Here is a 15,408-nt window from a genome sequence, read left to right on the forward strand (position 1 = left end):
GCCCATCCGACAAGGCCGAGAACACCCCGCCTTGCAATCGCGAACGCGTTTCGGCAACGGCGCAAGATCGCGCCGAGCCCCGACGCATAGAGCGCGCCGAACAAGGCCAGCGGCGTGACGATCCACGGATCGAACGTCCAGCCCGGCGTCGGCTGGTCACCGCCATGCGCCAATGCCGCAGTGGCGCCAATACCGGCAAGCAGGACGGCAAGGATCAACGTAGGCATGGGTCGACCATCATCGTTGCGAACTCTTGCAGCGTCAGCGCGAAAGCGAAGATCAATGCGAAGCACGCGCCGGGCCATCTGCTGAAGCCATCACCAGGCGAACGCGGCGTCGTGCGAACGGCGTGACCAGCCAGCACGAGCGTCAGCGCCAGAGCGACGGCGGTGGTCAGGGATGTCCAAGACGTTCCGGTCTTGCAATCGGCATAAGGCGCGACCTGCCCGACCTGCATGTTCACGACCCATAAAGCAGGCGCGCCCCACCAGCCGATTGTGGCGATTGCGCGCTTCATAGCCGAGGAACCCAGTAAAGGCAGCCGTAGATGGGAAGCCAAGTGAGAACGACGAAATTCCAGTACATCGCGTTATCGGCGACGTCGCCGTAGCGGCGCGGATTGTCAGCGTGGCGGGTGAACATCAGACAGGCGAGTACCAGTGTATCGACGAGATCGGTGAGAATATGCGTAGTGTGCAGGCCGAGCAGAAACCAGGTGACGGAGCCGTAGGCGTTGCCATCCCATTTGATTTGCATGGCGGTGAATTCGAACGGCCGGATTGCCAGCGGCAGCACGCCCGCAATCGACATCATGATGAGGCCAATCCGCGCCTGTCGAAGATTGCGCTGCTGGGCGGCACGAGCGATCCAGATATTGGGAATGACGCTAGCGAGGAGCGCCAGAGTGAGCAACGTGCCAGGAAGAAGATCTGGCAGCGGCGCCTCTAGCGGCCAGGTCGGCGCGAGGCTCATGAGATACAGATAGACCATCACGGCCAAGGCGAAGCCGGTGCCTTCGATCAGCATGAAGGAGGCGGTTCCCCACCACGTGGGACTAGCAGCGCCCGTGCCATGGCCGGGGAGTTCCGACAGATCGATCGTCGCTCGCGCTTTCATGAATCATCCTCCGGCGAGCCTTTGGGCCAGAACCAGCCGACCAGGCAGATTACGACCGGGATCGATCCCCACACCACCGCCCATGGCGAAAAGATCGACCAGATCAGCATGACCGAAGTGGCGATCGCGGACAGGAACGGCCAGATCGAGGGGCCGACCGACGATTCCCGTGCCTGCGGCTTGGCCTCGACCAGCGAGGACACCACCAATTCGCGGCGATCGGCGCGCAATCCCGTAGCGACAGCGAACCGCTGCTGCCAGAGCGGTTCACCACTGTCCACCACGGGAATATGGGCAAAATTGAAATCGGGCGGCGGGGACGACGTCGCCCATTCGAGGGTCGATGCGTCCCATGGATTGGGACCGCTGCGCTCACCATAGCGCGCGCCGCGAAACACCTCGATGAAGAACAGAAGGAATCCGGCCGCCAGCAGAAACGCGCTGGCGCTGACGAACAGGTTCAGGGACGCCCAGGACATTTCCGGCTGATAGGTGTACACGCGGCGTGGCATGCCCATCAGGCCGAGAATGTGCATGGGAAAGAAGGTCAGATGCGTGCCGGCGAAGATCAGCCCGAACACGACTTTGCCAACGCGTTCGCTCATCAGCCGTCCTGTCAGCTTCGGGAACCAGTAATAGATCGCGCCGAGCAGGGGAAACACCGCGCCGCCGATGAGAACATAGTGGAAATGGGCCACCACGAAATAGGTGTCATGGACCTGGGTGTCGAACGGCACCGAGGCCACCATCACGCCGGTCAGCCCGCCCATGACGAAGGTGACGATGAAGCCGATTACGAACAGCAACGGCGTCTTGAAGACTGGGCGGCCATCCCACAGCGTCGCGAGCCAGCAGAAGATCTGCAGCCCCGCCGGCACTGCGATCGACATGCTGGATGCGGTGAAAAAGCTTTCGCCCAGCCGCGGCAGACCCACGGTGAACATGTGATGCACCCACAGGCCGAATGACAGGATGCCAGTCGACATCAACGCAACCACCATCGCGAGATAGCCGAACACCGGTCGCCGGCTGAAGGTCGCGACGATGGTGGACACCATGCCCACCGCCGGCAGGAAGATGATGTAGACCTCGGGGTGGCCGAAGAACCAGAACAGGTGCTGCCACAGAAGGACATCGCCGCCCTGCGCCGGATTGAAGAAATGGGTACCGACCAGGCGGTCGAGAATGAGCGATGTGCTCGCCACCATGATCGCCGGCATCGCCATGATGATCAGGAACGCTGTCACAAGCATCGACCAGACGAATAGCGGAATGCGATCGAGCGTCATGCCCGGCGCGCGTTGCTTGAACACAGTGACCACGATCTCGATGGCCACCGCCAGCGCGGACACCTCCGTGAAGGTGATCATCTGGGCCCAGATGTCGGCGCGCTTGCCGGCCGCATATTGCGGCCCCGAGAGCGGCACATACGCGAACCAGCCCACATCCGGTCCCATTTCCACCAGAAACGCGCCCCACAGCAGCAAGCCGCCTCCAAGAAACATCCAGTACGAGAATGCGTTGAGGCGCGGAAACACGATGTTGCGCGTGCCGACCATCAACGGCACCAGATACACCGCCATGGCCTCCATCACCGGCACGGCGAACAGGAACATCATGTTTGATCCGTGCATGGTGAAGAGCTGGTTGTACCGGTCCGCGCTGATTAGGCGCGCCTCCGGCGCCGCCAGTTGCAGCCGCATCACGAGGGCCAGCATGCCGCCGAGGGCCAGAAACACGAAGGCGGTGACGATATAGCGGCGACCGATGACCTTGTGATCGACCGTTGTCAGCGCGCCCCACCAACCCGACGGTGTCGACCACGTGCGCGCCAGCAACGCCAATTCTTCGGCATCGGCGAGATCATCGATGACGACGTGATCGGATTCAGCCGTGGTCATTTCAGGCTCATCATGTAGGCGGATAGTTGACGCAGTTCATTGCCGTCGAGCGGAACCATCGGCATGTTGTTGCCGGGTTTCAGCGTCTGCGGGTCGGCGATCCAAGCTGCGACCGAGCCTCGCGTGGTTTCAAGAAGACCGGCAGCGATGGTCTGGCGGCTGGCGATATGCGTCAGATCCGGACCAGTGCCGCCATGCGCGCTGGTGCCACGCACAGTGTGACATGCTGCACATTGCATGCTGAGGAACAGCTGTTCGCCCGCCGAGGCCTCGCCGCCGGACGGCGCCGCTGCGTCGCGACGCTGGCTATCCACCCAGTCGTCGTAGTCTTTCGGCTCCATCGCAATCACGAACAAAGCCATATGCGCGTGCTGGGTGCCGCAGAATTCCGCGCACTGGCCGCGATACACGCCGGCGCGCTCGGCGCGCAGCGTCAGCTCGTTCATCCTTCCCGGAATCAGATCGAGCTTGCCCGCAAGACTGGGCACCCAGAAGGAATGCACAACATCGGCCGAGTCCAGCTCCAGTTTGACATTGCGGCCGACCGGAATGCGGATCTCATTGGCCGTCTTGAAACTGTGGGATGGATCCGGGGCGACATAGGAAAGCTCCCACCACCATTGCTGGCCCCGGACCGCGATGGTGACGTCGGCGGGGCCGCCCTGCAACGCCCGCGTGGTATAAAAACTGGCAAATGTGAAGCCGGCGATGACGACTACGGTCGCCAGGATCGCAACGATGACCGAGCCGGCCATCCGTCGCTGCCTTGCATCGTGGGAACCGGGCTCTCCGCGTCGGCGCATCAGGGCCCAGATCAGCGCGATCATCACGAGCATCCAGACCAGCGAGCAGACGCTGACGATACCGATGATCAGTTGCCTCAGCGCCATCGCCGGCGCGCCGTCAGCCTGGATTACCGACTGCGAGCCGCTGCAGCCCGCGAGCAGCCAGCACATCATCACAACGGCTGCGCGTGGATGCGTCATGGCCGGGGCCCCTGTTCAGGTCGAGGTTGTGCTGGGGCTTCATTAAAAAGAATGCGCGCCGGCGTCCGGTTCTCGGCCGGTCGCGCTGTCTTGTCGTCATTGCGCGAAGGCGCAGCCGTCTTGGTGATGTAACTACCGATGGTTCGGACATAGCCGGCGAGCTGCCAGATCTGCTCGGTGGTCATCTTATCGCGAAAGGCCGGCATGCCTTGCGGACGGCCATCGGTGATGGAAGCCGCGATGGACACCATCTCCGGGCCGTAGAGCCACCATCCGTCAAGAAAGGAAGGGCCGACCCCACCGCTGCCGTCGGCGCCGTGACAGTCGGCACATTCGAACCAGTTATATAGCCGCTTGCCTTGGCTGAGCTGATAGGCATTGTTGTCATAAGGCTGATCAAGCGCGAAGTAGATTTCCGACGGCGTTCCACCGATTTGGTTGGGCATCAGCCTCAGCTCCGCAAGCGCAGCCGCGGTCGGCGGATCGGTGCGCATCTCGCGTTTTTCGCGCTCACACCCGCAAAGCAGGAGGCCAACAACTGCACAGGCGACCGATACTCGCACTGTCTGCTCCTTCCTGATGCTCTGCCGATGTCGAGATCAATCCCGCGCCAATTGCTGGCCCCTTTGCACTTGAACAGGTAGAAGTTTATAGCCGGGCGTCTTGGCTTCTGGATCGTGATGCGATAGCGGGAACAGCGGATTGGTCTCGGGATAATAGGCGGCGCACATCCCTTGCGGAATGTCATAAGCCACCACGCGCAGTCCCCCGACTACGCGACGCTCCTGCCGATCGATGGCAGTGACCAGATCGACGGCATCGCCGGCTTTCAGATCGAGGCGCGCGAGGTCCGCGTGGTTCATGAATACGACATGGCGCGTGCCTTCGACGCCGCGGAAGCGATCGCTATAGCCATAGACCGTGGTGTTGAACTGGTCGTTTGAACGCAACGTGGCGAGATGAAGCACGTCGGCGCCCTCGACCGCGAAATCTGGAAAAAGGCGTGGCGGCGTCAGAAAATTGGCCCTCTTGGTTTCCGTCACCCATTTTCGTTCACGCGCGGGTAACGGCCGCGGAAAACCGCCTGGCTGAAACAGCCGCTCGTTGAAGCGCTTAAAGGTCTCGGGGTAGGTCCGTTCAATGGCATCGCGGATCTCGGCGTAATTACCAACCCATCCGTCCCAATCGACCCTTCCCCGACCCTGCAAGGTGGCCTTGGCGAGCCCGGCGACAATCGCCGGTTCCGAGAGCAAATGCGAGCTGGCCGGCTTGCTACGCCCTCGCGAGCCGTGGAAATGTGCCACCGAGCTTTCCATCGATACGGCCTGCGGACCACTCGCCTGCTCATCGATCTCGAGGCGGCCGAGGCACGGGAGCAAATAGGCAATCTCGCCATGTACCACATGGCTGCGATTAAGCTTGGTAGCGATATTCACTGTAAGACGGAGATTGCGCCAGCCGCGTTCGATCAACCGAGTATCAGGCACTGCGCGCAGAAAATTGCCGCCGAGGCTTATAAATGCGCGCGCCTCGCCTTTGGTGATGGCCTCGCACGTCTCGACGGTCGAATGACCCGTCCATCGCGGAGGTTCGAATTCATAAAGTTCGGCCAGCTTGTCGAGCGGCACAAGGCCGGGCTTTTCGGTGATTCCGACAGTGCGCTGCCCTTGCACATTGGAATGTCCTCGCACGGCGCAAATATTGGCGCCGGGCTTGCCAATATTACCGCGCAGCAGCGCGAGGTTTGCGACCATATGGACGTTCTGTACGCCCATCGGCTGCTGGGTGAGGCCCATGCCATAGACCATCATCACCGCATCAGACATGGCATAGGTGCGGGCTGCGTCCATCATCTCTGCCTGCGTGAGGCCCGACACGCGCTCCAGTTCATCCCAGTCGTAGCCGCGCGCAGCGTCCGCGAACGCGTCGAAACCGGTGGTGTGCTCGGCGATGAAATCGTGATCGAGAATATGCTTGCGATCGGCTGCGGCAATCGATGCGGCGAAGGCGATGGCCGACGCATTCGACGGCGGATTTGGCTCGGCATCGTCTCCCGCCACCAGCGAAATGCCTGACTGCCGCAGAATGTCATCCGCCTCGATCAGCGCCTTGCAGATACCGAACAGCGCCGCGATGTCGCCGCCGTTGCGCACTTGATGATAGCTTGACGCGATCGGCGTTTCCTTGCCTGTCAGCATCTGCGAGGGCGACTGCGGATTGACGAAGCGTTCGAGACCGCGCTCGCGCAAGGGATTGATCGCAACGATCTTGACCCCGCGATCGACCGCATCCTGCAGATCATGCAGCAGCCGAGGTGACGATGTGCCGACATTCTGGGCGATATAGAAGATGCAGTCGCAGTTCTCGAAGTCCGAAAGAATTGCGGTGCCGACGGCGGCACCGATGCTCTGGGGCAGCGCCACCGATGAGCTCTCATGACACATATTAGAGCAGTCCGGCAGATGGTTGCTGCCATACATCCGCGCAAACAACTGGTACATATAGGCTGTCTCAAGCGAGGCGCGGCCAGACGTGTAAAACTCAACTTGTTCCGGCCGCAGAGCCCGAAGTTCGAGGCCGATCTCGTCGAATGCCGTTTGCCACGATACCGGCCGGTATGTGTCCGTTTCGGCATCCCAGCGCATGGGCTCGGTCAACCGCCCCTGCTCCTCGAGATCATGATCCCGCCACTGCTCCAGTTGCGCCAAACTGTGCGTTGCGAAGAACGCAGCATCGGCGCGACGCGACGTCACTTCCCACGCCGACGCCTTGGCGCCGTTCTCGCAGAATTCCAGCGGATGCGTCTTGGCCGGCTTCGCCCAGGCGCAGGATACGCACATGTAACCATCAGGCTTGTTTTGATGCGCCAGCAGTGACGGCCCTTCAACCGGCACGCGTTCGCGCAGCAAGATTTCGCTGACTGACTTTGCCGACCCCCATCCTCCGGCGGCGCCACTGTAGTTTTTAATGATCGGGTCTTTGCTGGGTCGTCCTGACATGCTGCCGCCTTGATTTGATCTTCACGGCTGCAACTGGATGTTTGGTTCCAAGTTCCTCGTGGACGTATCGACGCACTCTGTTAAGCGCGCGTAGAAATCGGTTGCAATAGGCGCCGAAGTTTCAGCGCATCAGCCGGCGCTGCACTTTTCTGGTCATTGTCGAAATAGACGAAGACATCACAGCCCTGTTTGCGCCAGGATTTGATGCGGACCGTCCATTGCTGCAGCGTCTTCGCCGCGTAGTGTCCGCGATAGCGGCCGCTGGGCCCATGCCCTCGGATATAGACGAAATCCGCCGTGCGTCGCCATGGCGCTGGCGCGTCATGATGGTCCGACAGGCACAATGCGATATTGGATTGTTTGAGAATTCGGAACACGGCTGGCTGGTACCAGCTGGAATGGCGAAATTCGAAGCAATAGCGCCGATGCGGATCCAGTAATTTGACAAAAGCAGCAAGACGGTCAGGATCGGCAGAAAATTGCGGCGGCAACTGAAACAGGATGGGGCCAGCTTTGCGGCCTAGCAGCGACATGCGATTTTCCAGTAGATCGAGACTGTTCTGGGAGGCCAACGAGAGACGCTTCCAGTGTGTGATAAATTTTGACGCTTTCCACGTGAAGACGAAATCGTCGCCAGTTTCGGACGCCCAGGCTTTCACGGTGTCTGGTGTCGGCGTGCGATAGAAAACGCCGTTGAGCTCGGTGGTTTTGAACTGGCTGGCGTAGTAACGGAGCTGATGCTTAAGCAGCAGGCGATCCGGAAAGAAGGCGCCGCGCCAGGATTGATAATGCCAGCCCGATGTTCCGATCACGACGCGCGACACGCTGCACCTCCAACATTTTACGGGGCAGCGGACGCTCGCCGGAGCCCAAGGCATCTGGTCAATTTACGACATCGGCCGCCATGAAGCGCAGCGCAGCGTGGACAGCGCGCGAACCACTCAGTCCTCGCATCAGCGCGATTTCGCCCTGCTGCTCGTGCCGGATCGCGTGGGCCAGAGCGCGTAGCCGGATGTCCCTGCCCTCGCCCAGTTGCCTATCAGCCATGCGAACGGCTCCTTTGTGATGGATCGTCATCGCCTCAATGAACGCGGAGTCGAAGCCGGCATCATCCGCCTCCGCGACCTTCGCAAGCTCGTCGTCGCTGAGATAGCCCGGCATCTCCGCGCGTTCGCTGGATCCGCAGCTTTCGATGGAGGCGCCGAACCAGCTCCGCCACCAGCGTTCGAAGACGCGCACCTCGCCAGCCTGGCTTGCCACCATCAGATTGGCGACCTGCCGTAGATGATCGCTCTGCGCGCGTTCGATGCCCAGCCCAGCAAGCTGAATGCCTTGCTGGTGATGCGCATGCATGTGGCGGAGAAACGTGCGGTCGGGCTCCCCGTCTGAGTCGCCGCCGATCCATCTGACCTCGCCTCTGTGGCGCGCGTACAGGTCGGCAGCGGCGAGCCCCATCAGCACGCATATTGCTGCGGCTATTGCTAGCGAGACCCGGCCCGACGGAGACCGGCGATGCACGAGCCAGGTTCGGAGAGCCGGATAGAGCGGGTAGATCGCAGCCGAGGACAGATGCACCAAGAACCCGATCCAGTAGGGCTGCTGAAGCGGGAATATTGGCTGCCTGAACGGAAAAAGCGGCACGAGACACGCCCATTCGAGAAACGATGTTGCGAGCGCCCAAGGTAGCGTCAGACCCGCCAGCGCCGCCGCGTCTAATGGCGCGGTCCAGCGACGCATTGCGACGAAGAAAAAGAGTGCCCAGGAGAAATCTGCCCATTGATGGAACGCGATGCCGGCCGCGATCGCGGAACCTGTCGGCTCTGCCGTCAAAATGTCGTTTCCAAACGGGATAGATGCCACGGTCATCCAGTCCACAGACGCATCACGCCCGAGCCGACCGGCTGCGAGTTGGCTCACCGCCGTCGAGAACGAGCTGCTGATCAGTCCCAGTACGACCGCGGGATAAAGATCGCGCCTCCATTCCGACCGAGCTTCCTCCGTCATCTCAGTTTTTCGCGGTCCCGGGCTCGGATAGCTTGCGATGTTGGCCCGCCAGCACGCTCGACGGAGTAATGTTAGCTGCAGCGGACTGCATCTTGTTCTTTAAGCCGCTGACGACGTCTCCGTCGCCGCGCATCATTGCATTGAAGCCGTCATCGGCCACCTTCGTGGGATCATCTTTCTCCGTTGTCCCGACATCGGTGTCGAGCATATCCGCCCTGCGGAAGAAGTCCGTCTCAGTGGCACCTGGCATGAGGCAGGTTACCGTCACCTCGGTGTCCTTCAGCTCTTCGCGAAGCGCAAAGGAGAACGAGTTCAAGAATGCTTTCGTGCCGTTGTATACGGCCTGGAAAGATCCCGGCATGAAGCCGGCGATAGAACCCGTAATCAGAATGCGCCCCTTGTTCCGACCCCGCATATCGTTCCCCACCTTGTGGATCAGCCAAAGCGTTCCGGATATATTCGTATCGACAACGCGCGTTGCCTCCTTCACATCCTGGTCGAGAAAGCCGCGCCCAAGACCGCGCCCGGCATTGGCAATCAGAACGTCGATGGAACGCCCTCCGACAGCAGCGTAGAGCTTTTCGACGCCATCGCGCGTGGCGAGATCAACTTCGACCGCCCGCACGTCGGCGCCGAACGCGCGTAGGGTCTCAGCTGACTGTTCTATCTGCTGCTCGTCGGCAGCGATAAGCAGATCATAGCCCTCCGCGGCACATCGCTTCGCCAGCTCGTATCCGATGCCGGTGGACGCTCCTGTGACGATCGCAAACTTTTCGCTATTTGGCATTGCGGCTCTCCTGATTGTCGCCGCAACCGGTGCTCGACCGCTTTGTTCCCGACTCAAGTTTGAAACGATGTTGCTGAGTTTGATGCGGCGGCAACCTACTGCGTTCGCACCTTGCTTACCGTCAAGACCCGTCGCGCAGCGTTATATGTCATGCCAGATTATGCACACAGCCCGGCGGATGTTGGCAACGGAACAATGCATCAGACTTCCGATTGCAAACGAGAGGCAGCATGCAGATCAATGTCCATACGGACACCCCACCTTTCCCCATCTATGCCGGCGTCATTATCGGCCTCGGCGCCTTCTTTGATGGCATTGTGCTGCACCAGCTCCTGCAGTGGCATCACACGGTCAGTCGCTGGTATCCAATCAATTCGATTGAGAACCTGCGGTTGAACACTTATTGGGACGGCATCTTCCATGCGTTCGCCTATGTCATAGTAGTGATTGGCGTCTACCTGCTGCTGCGCACACCTCATAAGTATGACCAGTGGTCGGTGCTCTGTCTGTGCGGGTCGCTGGTGTTGGGCTGGGGTCTGTTCAACACCATCAAAGGCATCATCAATCACGAGATCCTCGGAGTTCATCGGGTTCGGGAAACGGTGCCGGTTGATGAGCAGTTTCTTTGGGATATGGGCTTTCTTGGCTGGGGTGCCGCCATGGTCGCCATCGGCGTGCTGCTGATAGCGACGTGCCGGACGCGATGAGCCGTCTCCCTGCCCCCATAGCTTATTCCATCCTGGCTATGGCCTTACTAGCCGCATCGAGCCCTGCGTGGCGAATAGGTCAAGAACTCACGATCGACCAGCTATTGTCGATACGATGTTCGGATACTGAAGGAGTACCGATGCCTAAAGAACCAAAGAGCGGTCACAGTATCGAGTTGAATGGTCGGAGTGAGGAGCAGCCCGAGGACGTTGAACGCGCCCAGGACCCCAGCTCGAAGCAGCAGGACAAGGAGCAAGGTAACAAGCCAGAGGGGCAGACCAAAAAGCCCGAATGACAGGGATTGCTGGTTTGCGTCATGATTCGTGCACGCCCCAAGGCGGATAGAAATTCAATGAGAAGACACGAACATGATCGCCTTCATGGCATCATCGCTATGGTCTTGGCACCGTTGCCATCGTCTTCCAGGCAGGTAAAGCCAGCCCGGATACCAAACAGATGGGATTGCCCCGCCGAGCCGGAGGGCGGCAAATATCCTCCTCATCAGCGCCACCAGCGTGCGTTCATTGGAAACGACGAGATGGAGGTCAGTATGGCGGAGGACGAGATCGGAAATTTCATCGGCAGCGACAAAGTCGCCGGCACACCAGTCCTTGGGCGGATGGCGAGCGTGCCGGGTGTATCGAGCGTCTCATGATCGATAAGCTGTGGGGCCAGGTCGAATACGCCGTGCTTAGAGTCGGTAGTCTGTCTGCTTGATGACGGACGTTACCCCTTCCCTTGGCAGGGCCTGAAGTACGACCCCGTTCTGGGCGGGTACATGTGCAGTGTGACGACAGACCAGTTCGGCAAGGCCCCACGCTATAGCAATGAGGCCGTTTGGAGCTGGGAGGAGCCGAGCGGCGCCTTGTCCGTCAGCGGCACCCAGGACAAGCTCGCGGAGCCAGCGCTGCTACGTGGTGCCGCGAAGCGGCGGCGATCGCTGGCCACCGCGCATCGCGTCGATGGCGCCGATCACGGCTTTCACGTTCCGGCCCGCAGAGGTCGGGCCGACCGCGAGGTCATGGCCGACATCGCGCGCGCCGTCTCCGAATGGATTGAATCGCTCGGAAGCTGACCGGTCCTGCGAGAACCAATGCAGAGAATCCCAACGACGACGGACCGATTTAAGGACAAGGTGATGATCGTGACTGGCCGCGTCGGATTATCGGCGAAGCAACAACGCGGCGTTGCTCGGCCGAAGGCGAGCAAGTCGCGGTAGCCGACCGCGACCGGACGCCCCTGCAACCCGTTGCGAAGGGATTGCCAACGGATCCGACCACGCTTCACCTGGTCGAGACGGCCTAGCCATTGCTGCGACGGTACCGAGCCGCTTAGGAGACCGTCGCAAGCTACTTAATTTGTCCGCCGACTTTTTGAAGAGCTTGGGACACACGCTCGACGTTCTCCTGTGTGCATCCAACTGACATATCGATCTCCCCTTCCAACGCGGGATTCGCGGCTTTCGGTTCGCCGAGGCTGCCTCGAACATCGGCACCTGCTGGCTTCGTACCTGAGCTGCTTTGAACGCCGACCGCAGCAATGAATATGTCGGTTCTCTCCAACCCGATGTCCTGAACAAGATGCTCAAGTGCGAGCTCCGCGGCGCGACGATTGGTGAAAACAGCCTTGATCCCAACATCCATTACAAATCTCCGAAACGATCGCGCAACACGCATGTCTTTCATCACGCTAATGACGTATGACGCGCTCAGTTCCTGATCTGAGGGAGAGAACAAGGATGGCATCGGCTCAACGCATCCAGTCCGAAATCATGCGCCCGGCCGGGCTTCGTCTATTCCGCTCGGAGGCAACAATCCCCTACTGTCGTCAGCGACGACGCGTTCCACTGTGGCAATAAACGCCTCGAGAACGGCTACGCGCTCCGAGGGAGGCGCCGATCGGCGGTAGGTCAAACGGCCATCCTTCCACCCAAACATATCGTCGCCATCGAAAGACTTGAACTGGTCGACACCACCCTCTCCATCAAATGCCGCGGCTAAAGATTTCGGTCCGGCATCAACACTCGAGATGCCGAGCCTAATGCAGGCGAGTTCGAAGCGTGCGAGACCGAAGAGGTTCTGAGCTTCGGTTGGCAGATCTCCGAATCGCTCATCGATCTCGTCCTCCAATTCTTCCAACTGACTGTCATCACCCGCGCGGAAGATGCGGGCGTAAAGCTCCAATCGAATGCCTGCATCCTTGACGTAACAAGTTGGCAACAAGGCCGGCACGTCGAGATTAACCTCCGGACGCCGCTTGAATAATGGCGGCACACCAGCCCCGCTCATCGCTCTGCCTAAGAGATGACCAGACAATTCTGTTCCGAGAAGCTGAATATGTCCGCTCTGCCTTTCCGAAAGGAGGTGACCACCTCCCCGCATATCCATGTCACCCGCACTGACCAGAAAGCCGGCGCCTTGGTCGCATAGTGTCTTCAGCGTGCCCAACCGTTTGGCCGCCGCGTTCGACAGCTTGCTTTCGGGATCGGTGAGAAAGAGGGCAAACGATCTCGTACTTCGGCGGCCCACCCGGCCTCGCAACTGATGCAACTGCGCCAAACCGAATTTGTCCGGACGCCATACGATGATCGTGTTGGCACGCGGGAAATCCAATCCGCTTTCGATAATGTTGGTCGCGAGCAGTATGTCAGCTTCACCTGCGGCAAAACTCATCATCGCAGCGTCGATGTCGGCAGCCGGCATCTTGCCGTGCAACGCGGTGATTCTCAATTCTGGGACCACGTCCTCAAGACGCTTTGCCATCGGCGCAATATCCTCGATCCGTGGGCATACTACGAAGGACTGGCCACGGCGTCGATGTTCGCGGCGGAGTGCAGCCGCGGCAGTCGCTTCGTGAAACGGTTCGACGACGGTCACGACCGGGACACGTCGGACCGGCGGGGTTGCTATGATGCTGAGCGCCCGTAATCCTGCCTGCACTTCATTCAAGGTTCTGGGTATCGGAGTGGCCGTCATGATTAGAACATTCAAACCTTCAGCTAGAGCCTCGAGTTTGGACTTTTGCGCCTTTCCGAAATGTTGCTCCTCGTCGATGACTAACAAGCCCAAATCGTTGAATTTGACCCCATTGGCTGCCAATGCATGGGTTCCGATCACGATGGACATCGAACCATCCGCCAACTTAGTCTTGATGCTGCGGGCCTCTGCTGCTGGCGTAAAGCGTGACAGCAACCCGACCTCGATTCCGAACGGTGCGAAGCGACGACGGAAGGTCTCAAAATGCTGTCGGGCTAGCACCGTCGTCGGGGCGGCCAACGCAATCTGCTTTCCCGCGAACACGGCTGCTGCAGCCGCTCGCAGCGCGACTTCTGTCTTGCCATATCCGACGTCGCCGCACACCAGCCGGTCCATCGGAATATCGGACGCAAGGTCGTTTAAAACATCAGTAATTGCGGAACCCTGGTCGGCTGTGGGGATGTAGTCGAAGGCGGCCGCGAACGTCTCATAGTCCGCGACTTTTGGCACGATAGGATCGACCCGACGCTGCTGACGTTTACGCACGCGATCGGCGATGTGCTCCGCTGCCGCTGCTATGTCATTTTCGGCTTGCGATCTGCGTTCGGCCCATGACGAGCCGTCAGCTTTGTCGAGCGAAACGCGATCGGGATCAGAAGAATATCGCCAGATAGACCGGAGATCCGATAATGGGAGCAAAACCTGGTCGTCGTCTGCAAACTGCAACCGGATCATTTCTACGTCTGGAACACCTGCCGCCGACAATGAAACAAGGTCCTGCAGGATGGCCATGCCGCGGTCCATATGTATGACGACATCACCTAGTGACAGCGCTCGGTACCCGATGCTTCGTCGGAGACCAACCATCATGATGTCCTGATGCGTCGCCCGGCTACCCAAAAGATCAGCGGCGGCCACGACGACCACGTTATCTTTCCATATGAAACCGCTATCAAGATCAGCAAACACCGCTGCGGGACATCCAGTCTTCGCCTGCGCGATGGCTGCTTCCCAGTCTGGACAGAGGGTGCTCGCCATACCTGCCCGTCGTTCCATCGCCCGCAAATCGCGCCGGGAAGCAGCAGTAAGAATCACTAGACGGCGACTTTCGAGCTGCTGCTTGATGAACCTACGAAAGGATCGCGTGGGTGCAGCGTCTCTGAAGAACGTGCGTGGTGCTGGCTCGGGAGACGAGTCGGGTAGGAACACGACGTCGACAAGCTTGAAACGCCGTCTCCATTCGTCGAGGGACATAACGACCGACGCATACTCTTCACCGACACGGCTTAGCCAACGTTCCGCGCGCGATTCCACGCCATGGTCAACGACAAGCAGTGATGATGGGAAATAGTCGAAGACGGTCGCGGCGAGCGAACGCTCTTTCGAGCCTTCGATCTCGTCGCTAACACGCTGATCAGTTTCGTCAATTACGTCGATTACAACAGCGTCAAGCGCATCGAGATCTCTCTGATCCGCCAGATCGTAAAGGTGAATTTCGGTGACACGGCCCGCATTGTAGCCGACGCGCACCGGCCCTAATGCACCTGCCGGGAAGATCTCGAGCGCGCTGCCTAGAAAGATCGCGGTGCCAGGCGCTTCAATCCGCGCATCGAGCAAATATCCGCTGCCGATTAGAAAGCTGCGCACCTCGTCTTCGGCGAACGGCCCTCCAATGGACAGGCGCAAGGCTGATGTCAACATCGCGTCCGCCGTCGGAACCCGTCTCGCGAGAGCATGAACGGTGGTGATGAGAAGCGCGCCCTCGGCCTCCGCGAGGCGACGCAAGACCGAGCTTCGCCGCCCTGCGATTTCAGGCGAAGGTTCGACATCGTCCAATGCCAACGGTCCGAGACTTGGTAGGACCATGACCCCGGAGCTAGGCCCGAACGCATGAACAAGAGCGCCTAATTGCTCCGCGCGGCGTTCGTCTTC

General features: G+C 60.0%; 14 protein-coding genes and 1 pseudogene. 3 read left to right on the forward strand and 12 right to left on the reverse strand.

The features are described 5' to 3' along the window. The 10 genes and pseudogenes from ACIQ17_RS21410 to ACIQ17_RS21455 form a co-directional block, all read right to left on the reverse strand. A pseudogene (locus tag ACIQ17_RS21410) lies at positions 1 to 227 on the reverse strand (cytochrome c oxidase assembly protein); the annotation flags it as partial. Beyond that, a complete protein-coding gene (locus ACIQ17_RS21415; RefSeq protein WP_398471128.1) occupies positions 215 to 517 on the reverse strand; it encodes a hypothetical protein in 303 nt (100 codons plus the stop codon). The gene ACIQ17_RS21415 and the pseudogene ACIQ17_RS21410, both read right to left, overlap by 13 nt. After that, positions 514 to 1,116 (reverse strand): cytochrome c oxidase subunit 3, encoded by a 603-nt coding sequence (locus ACIQ17_RS21420; RefSeq protein WP_398471129.1) that lies wholly within the window; start codon positions 1,114 to 1,116, stop codon positions 514 to 516. Before ACIQ17_RS21420 ends, ACIQ17_RS21415 begins: the two co-directional genes overlap by 4 nt. After that, positions 1,113 to 3,017: a cytochrome c oxidase subunit I gene (gene ctaD / locus ACIQ17_RS21425; protein ID WP_398471130.1), complete on the reverse strand. Its 1,905-nt coding sequence runs from the start codon at positions 3,015 to 3,017 to the stop codon at positions 1,113 to 1,115. Before ctaD ends, ACIQ17_RS21420 begins: the two co-directional genes overlap by 4 nt. Then, positions 3,014 to 4,003 (reverse strand): cytochrome c oxidase subunit II, encoded by a 990-nt coding sequence (coxB, locus tag ACIQ17_RS21430; protein ID WP_398471131.1) that lies wholly within the window; start codon positions 4,001 to 4,003, stop codon positions 3,014 to 3,016. The genes ctaD and coxB overlap by 4 nt, the downstream gene beginning before the upstream one ends. Continuing rightward, positions 4,000 to 4,497 carry a c-type cytochrome gene (locus ACIQ17_RS21435; RefSeq protein ID WP_398471132.1) on the reverse strand — a complete coding sequence of 166 codons (498 nt, stop codon included), beginning with the start codon at positions 4,495 to 4,497 and terminating at the stop codon, positions 4,000 to 4,002. Before ACIQ17_RS21435 ends, coxB begins: the two co-directional genes overlap by 4 nt. Positions 4,498 to 4,602: 105 nt before the next feature. Next, positions 4,603 to 7,002, reverse strand: a complete 2,400-nt coding sequence (locus tag ACIQ17_RS21440) for an FdhF/YdeP family oxidoreductase (protein WP_398471133.1) — start codon at positions 7,000 to 7,002, stop codon at positions 4,603 to 4,605. Between the two features lie 80 nt (positions 7,003 to 7,082). Next, entirely contained in the window at positions 7,083 to 7,826 is a 744-nt protein-coding gene (locus ACIQ17_RS21445; RefSeq protein WP_398471134.1) for a DUF72 domain-containing protein, read from the reverse strand. A 58-nt stretch (positions 7,827 to 7,884) separates the two neighbouring features. Next, positions 7,885 to 9,006: a DUF305 domain-containing protein gene (locus ACIQ17_RS21450; RefSeq protein ID WP_398471135.1), complete on the reverse strand. Its 1,122-nt coding sequence runs from the start codon at positions 9,004 to 9,006 to the stop codon at positions 7,885 to 7,887. A gap of 1 nt (position 9,007) precedes the next feature. Beyond that, positions 9,008 to 9,793: an SDR family NAD(P)-dependent oxidoreductase gene (locus ACIQ17_RS21455; RefSeq protein ID WP_398471136.1), complete on the reverse strand. Its 786-nt coding sequence runs from the start codon at positions 9,791 to 9,793 to the stop codon at positions 9,008 to 9,010. Positions 9,794 to 10,023: 230 nt separating this feature from the next. Between ACIQ17_RS21455 and ACIQ17_RS21460 the strand changes: the two genes are divergently transcribed. The 3 genes from ACIQ17_RS21460 to ACIQ17_RS21470 all read left to right on the forward strand — a co-directional run bounded on the left by ACIQ17_RS21460 (position 10,024) and on the right by ACIQ17_RS21470 (position 11,576). Next, complete coding sequence (locus ACIQ17_RS21460) at positions 10,024 to 10,500, forward strand: DUF2243 domain-containing protein (protein ID WP_398471137.1); 477 nt, start codon at positions 10,024 to 10,026, stop codon at positions 10,498 to 10,500. A 140-nt stretch (positions 10,501 to 10,640) separates the two neighbouring features. Further along, complete coding sequence (locus ACIQ17_RS21465; protein ID WP_398471138.1) at positions 10,641 to 10,796, forward strand: hypothetical protein; 156 nt, start codon at positions 10,641 to 10,643, stop codon at positions 10,794 to 10,796. Positions 10,797 to 11,279: 483 nt separating this feature from the next. After that, positions 11,280 to 11,576 (forward strand): hypothetical protein, encoded by a 297-nt coding sequence (locus tag ACIQ17_RS21470; protein ID WP_398471140.1) that lies wholly within the window; start codon positions 11,280 to 11,282, stop codon positions 11,574 to 11,576. A gap of 274 nt (positions 11,577 to 11,850) precedes the next feature. Here ACIQ17_RS21470 and ACIQ17_RS21475 read toward each other — a convergent pair whose 3' ends face one another. Together ACIQ17_RS21475 and ACIQ17_RS21480 are read right to left on the reverse strand one after the other, a co-directional pair. Continuing rightward, positions 11,851 to 12,144 (reverse strand): hypothetical protein, encoded by a 294-nt coding sequence (locus ACIQ17_RS21475; protein WP_398471142.1) that lies wholly within the window; start codon positions 12,142 to 12,144, stop codon positions 11,851 to 11,853. A 126-nt stretch (positions 12,145 to 12,270) separates the two neighbouring features. Beyond that, positions 12,271 to 15,312, reverse strand: a complete 3,042-nt coding sequence (locus ACIQ17_RS21480) for a DEAD/DEAH box helicase (protein WP_398471144.1) — start codon at positions 15,310 to 15,312, stop codon at positions 12,271 to 12,273. Between the last annotated feature and the right edge of the window lie 96 nt (positions 15,313 to 15,408).

Source organism: Tardiphaga sp. (assembly GCF_044340795.1).
Taxonomy (GTDB): Bacteria; Pseudomonadota; Alphaproteobacteria; order Rhizobiales; family Xanthobacteraceae; genus Tardiphaga.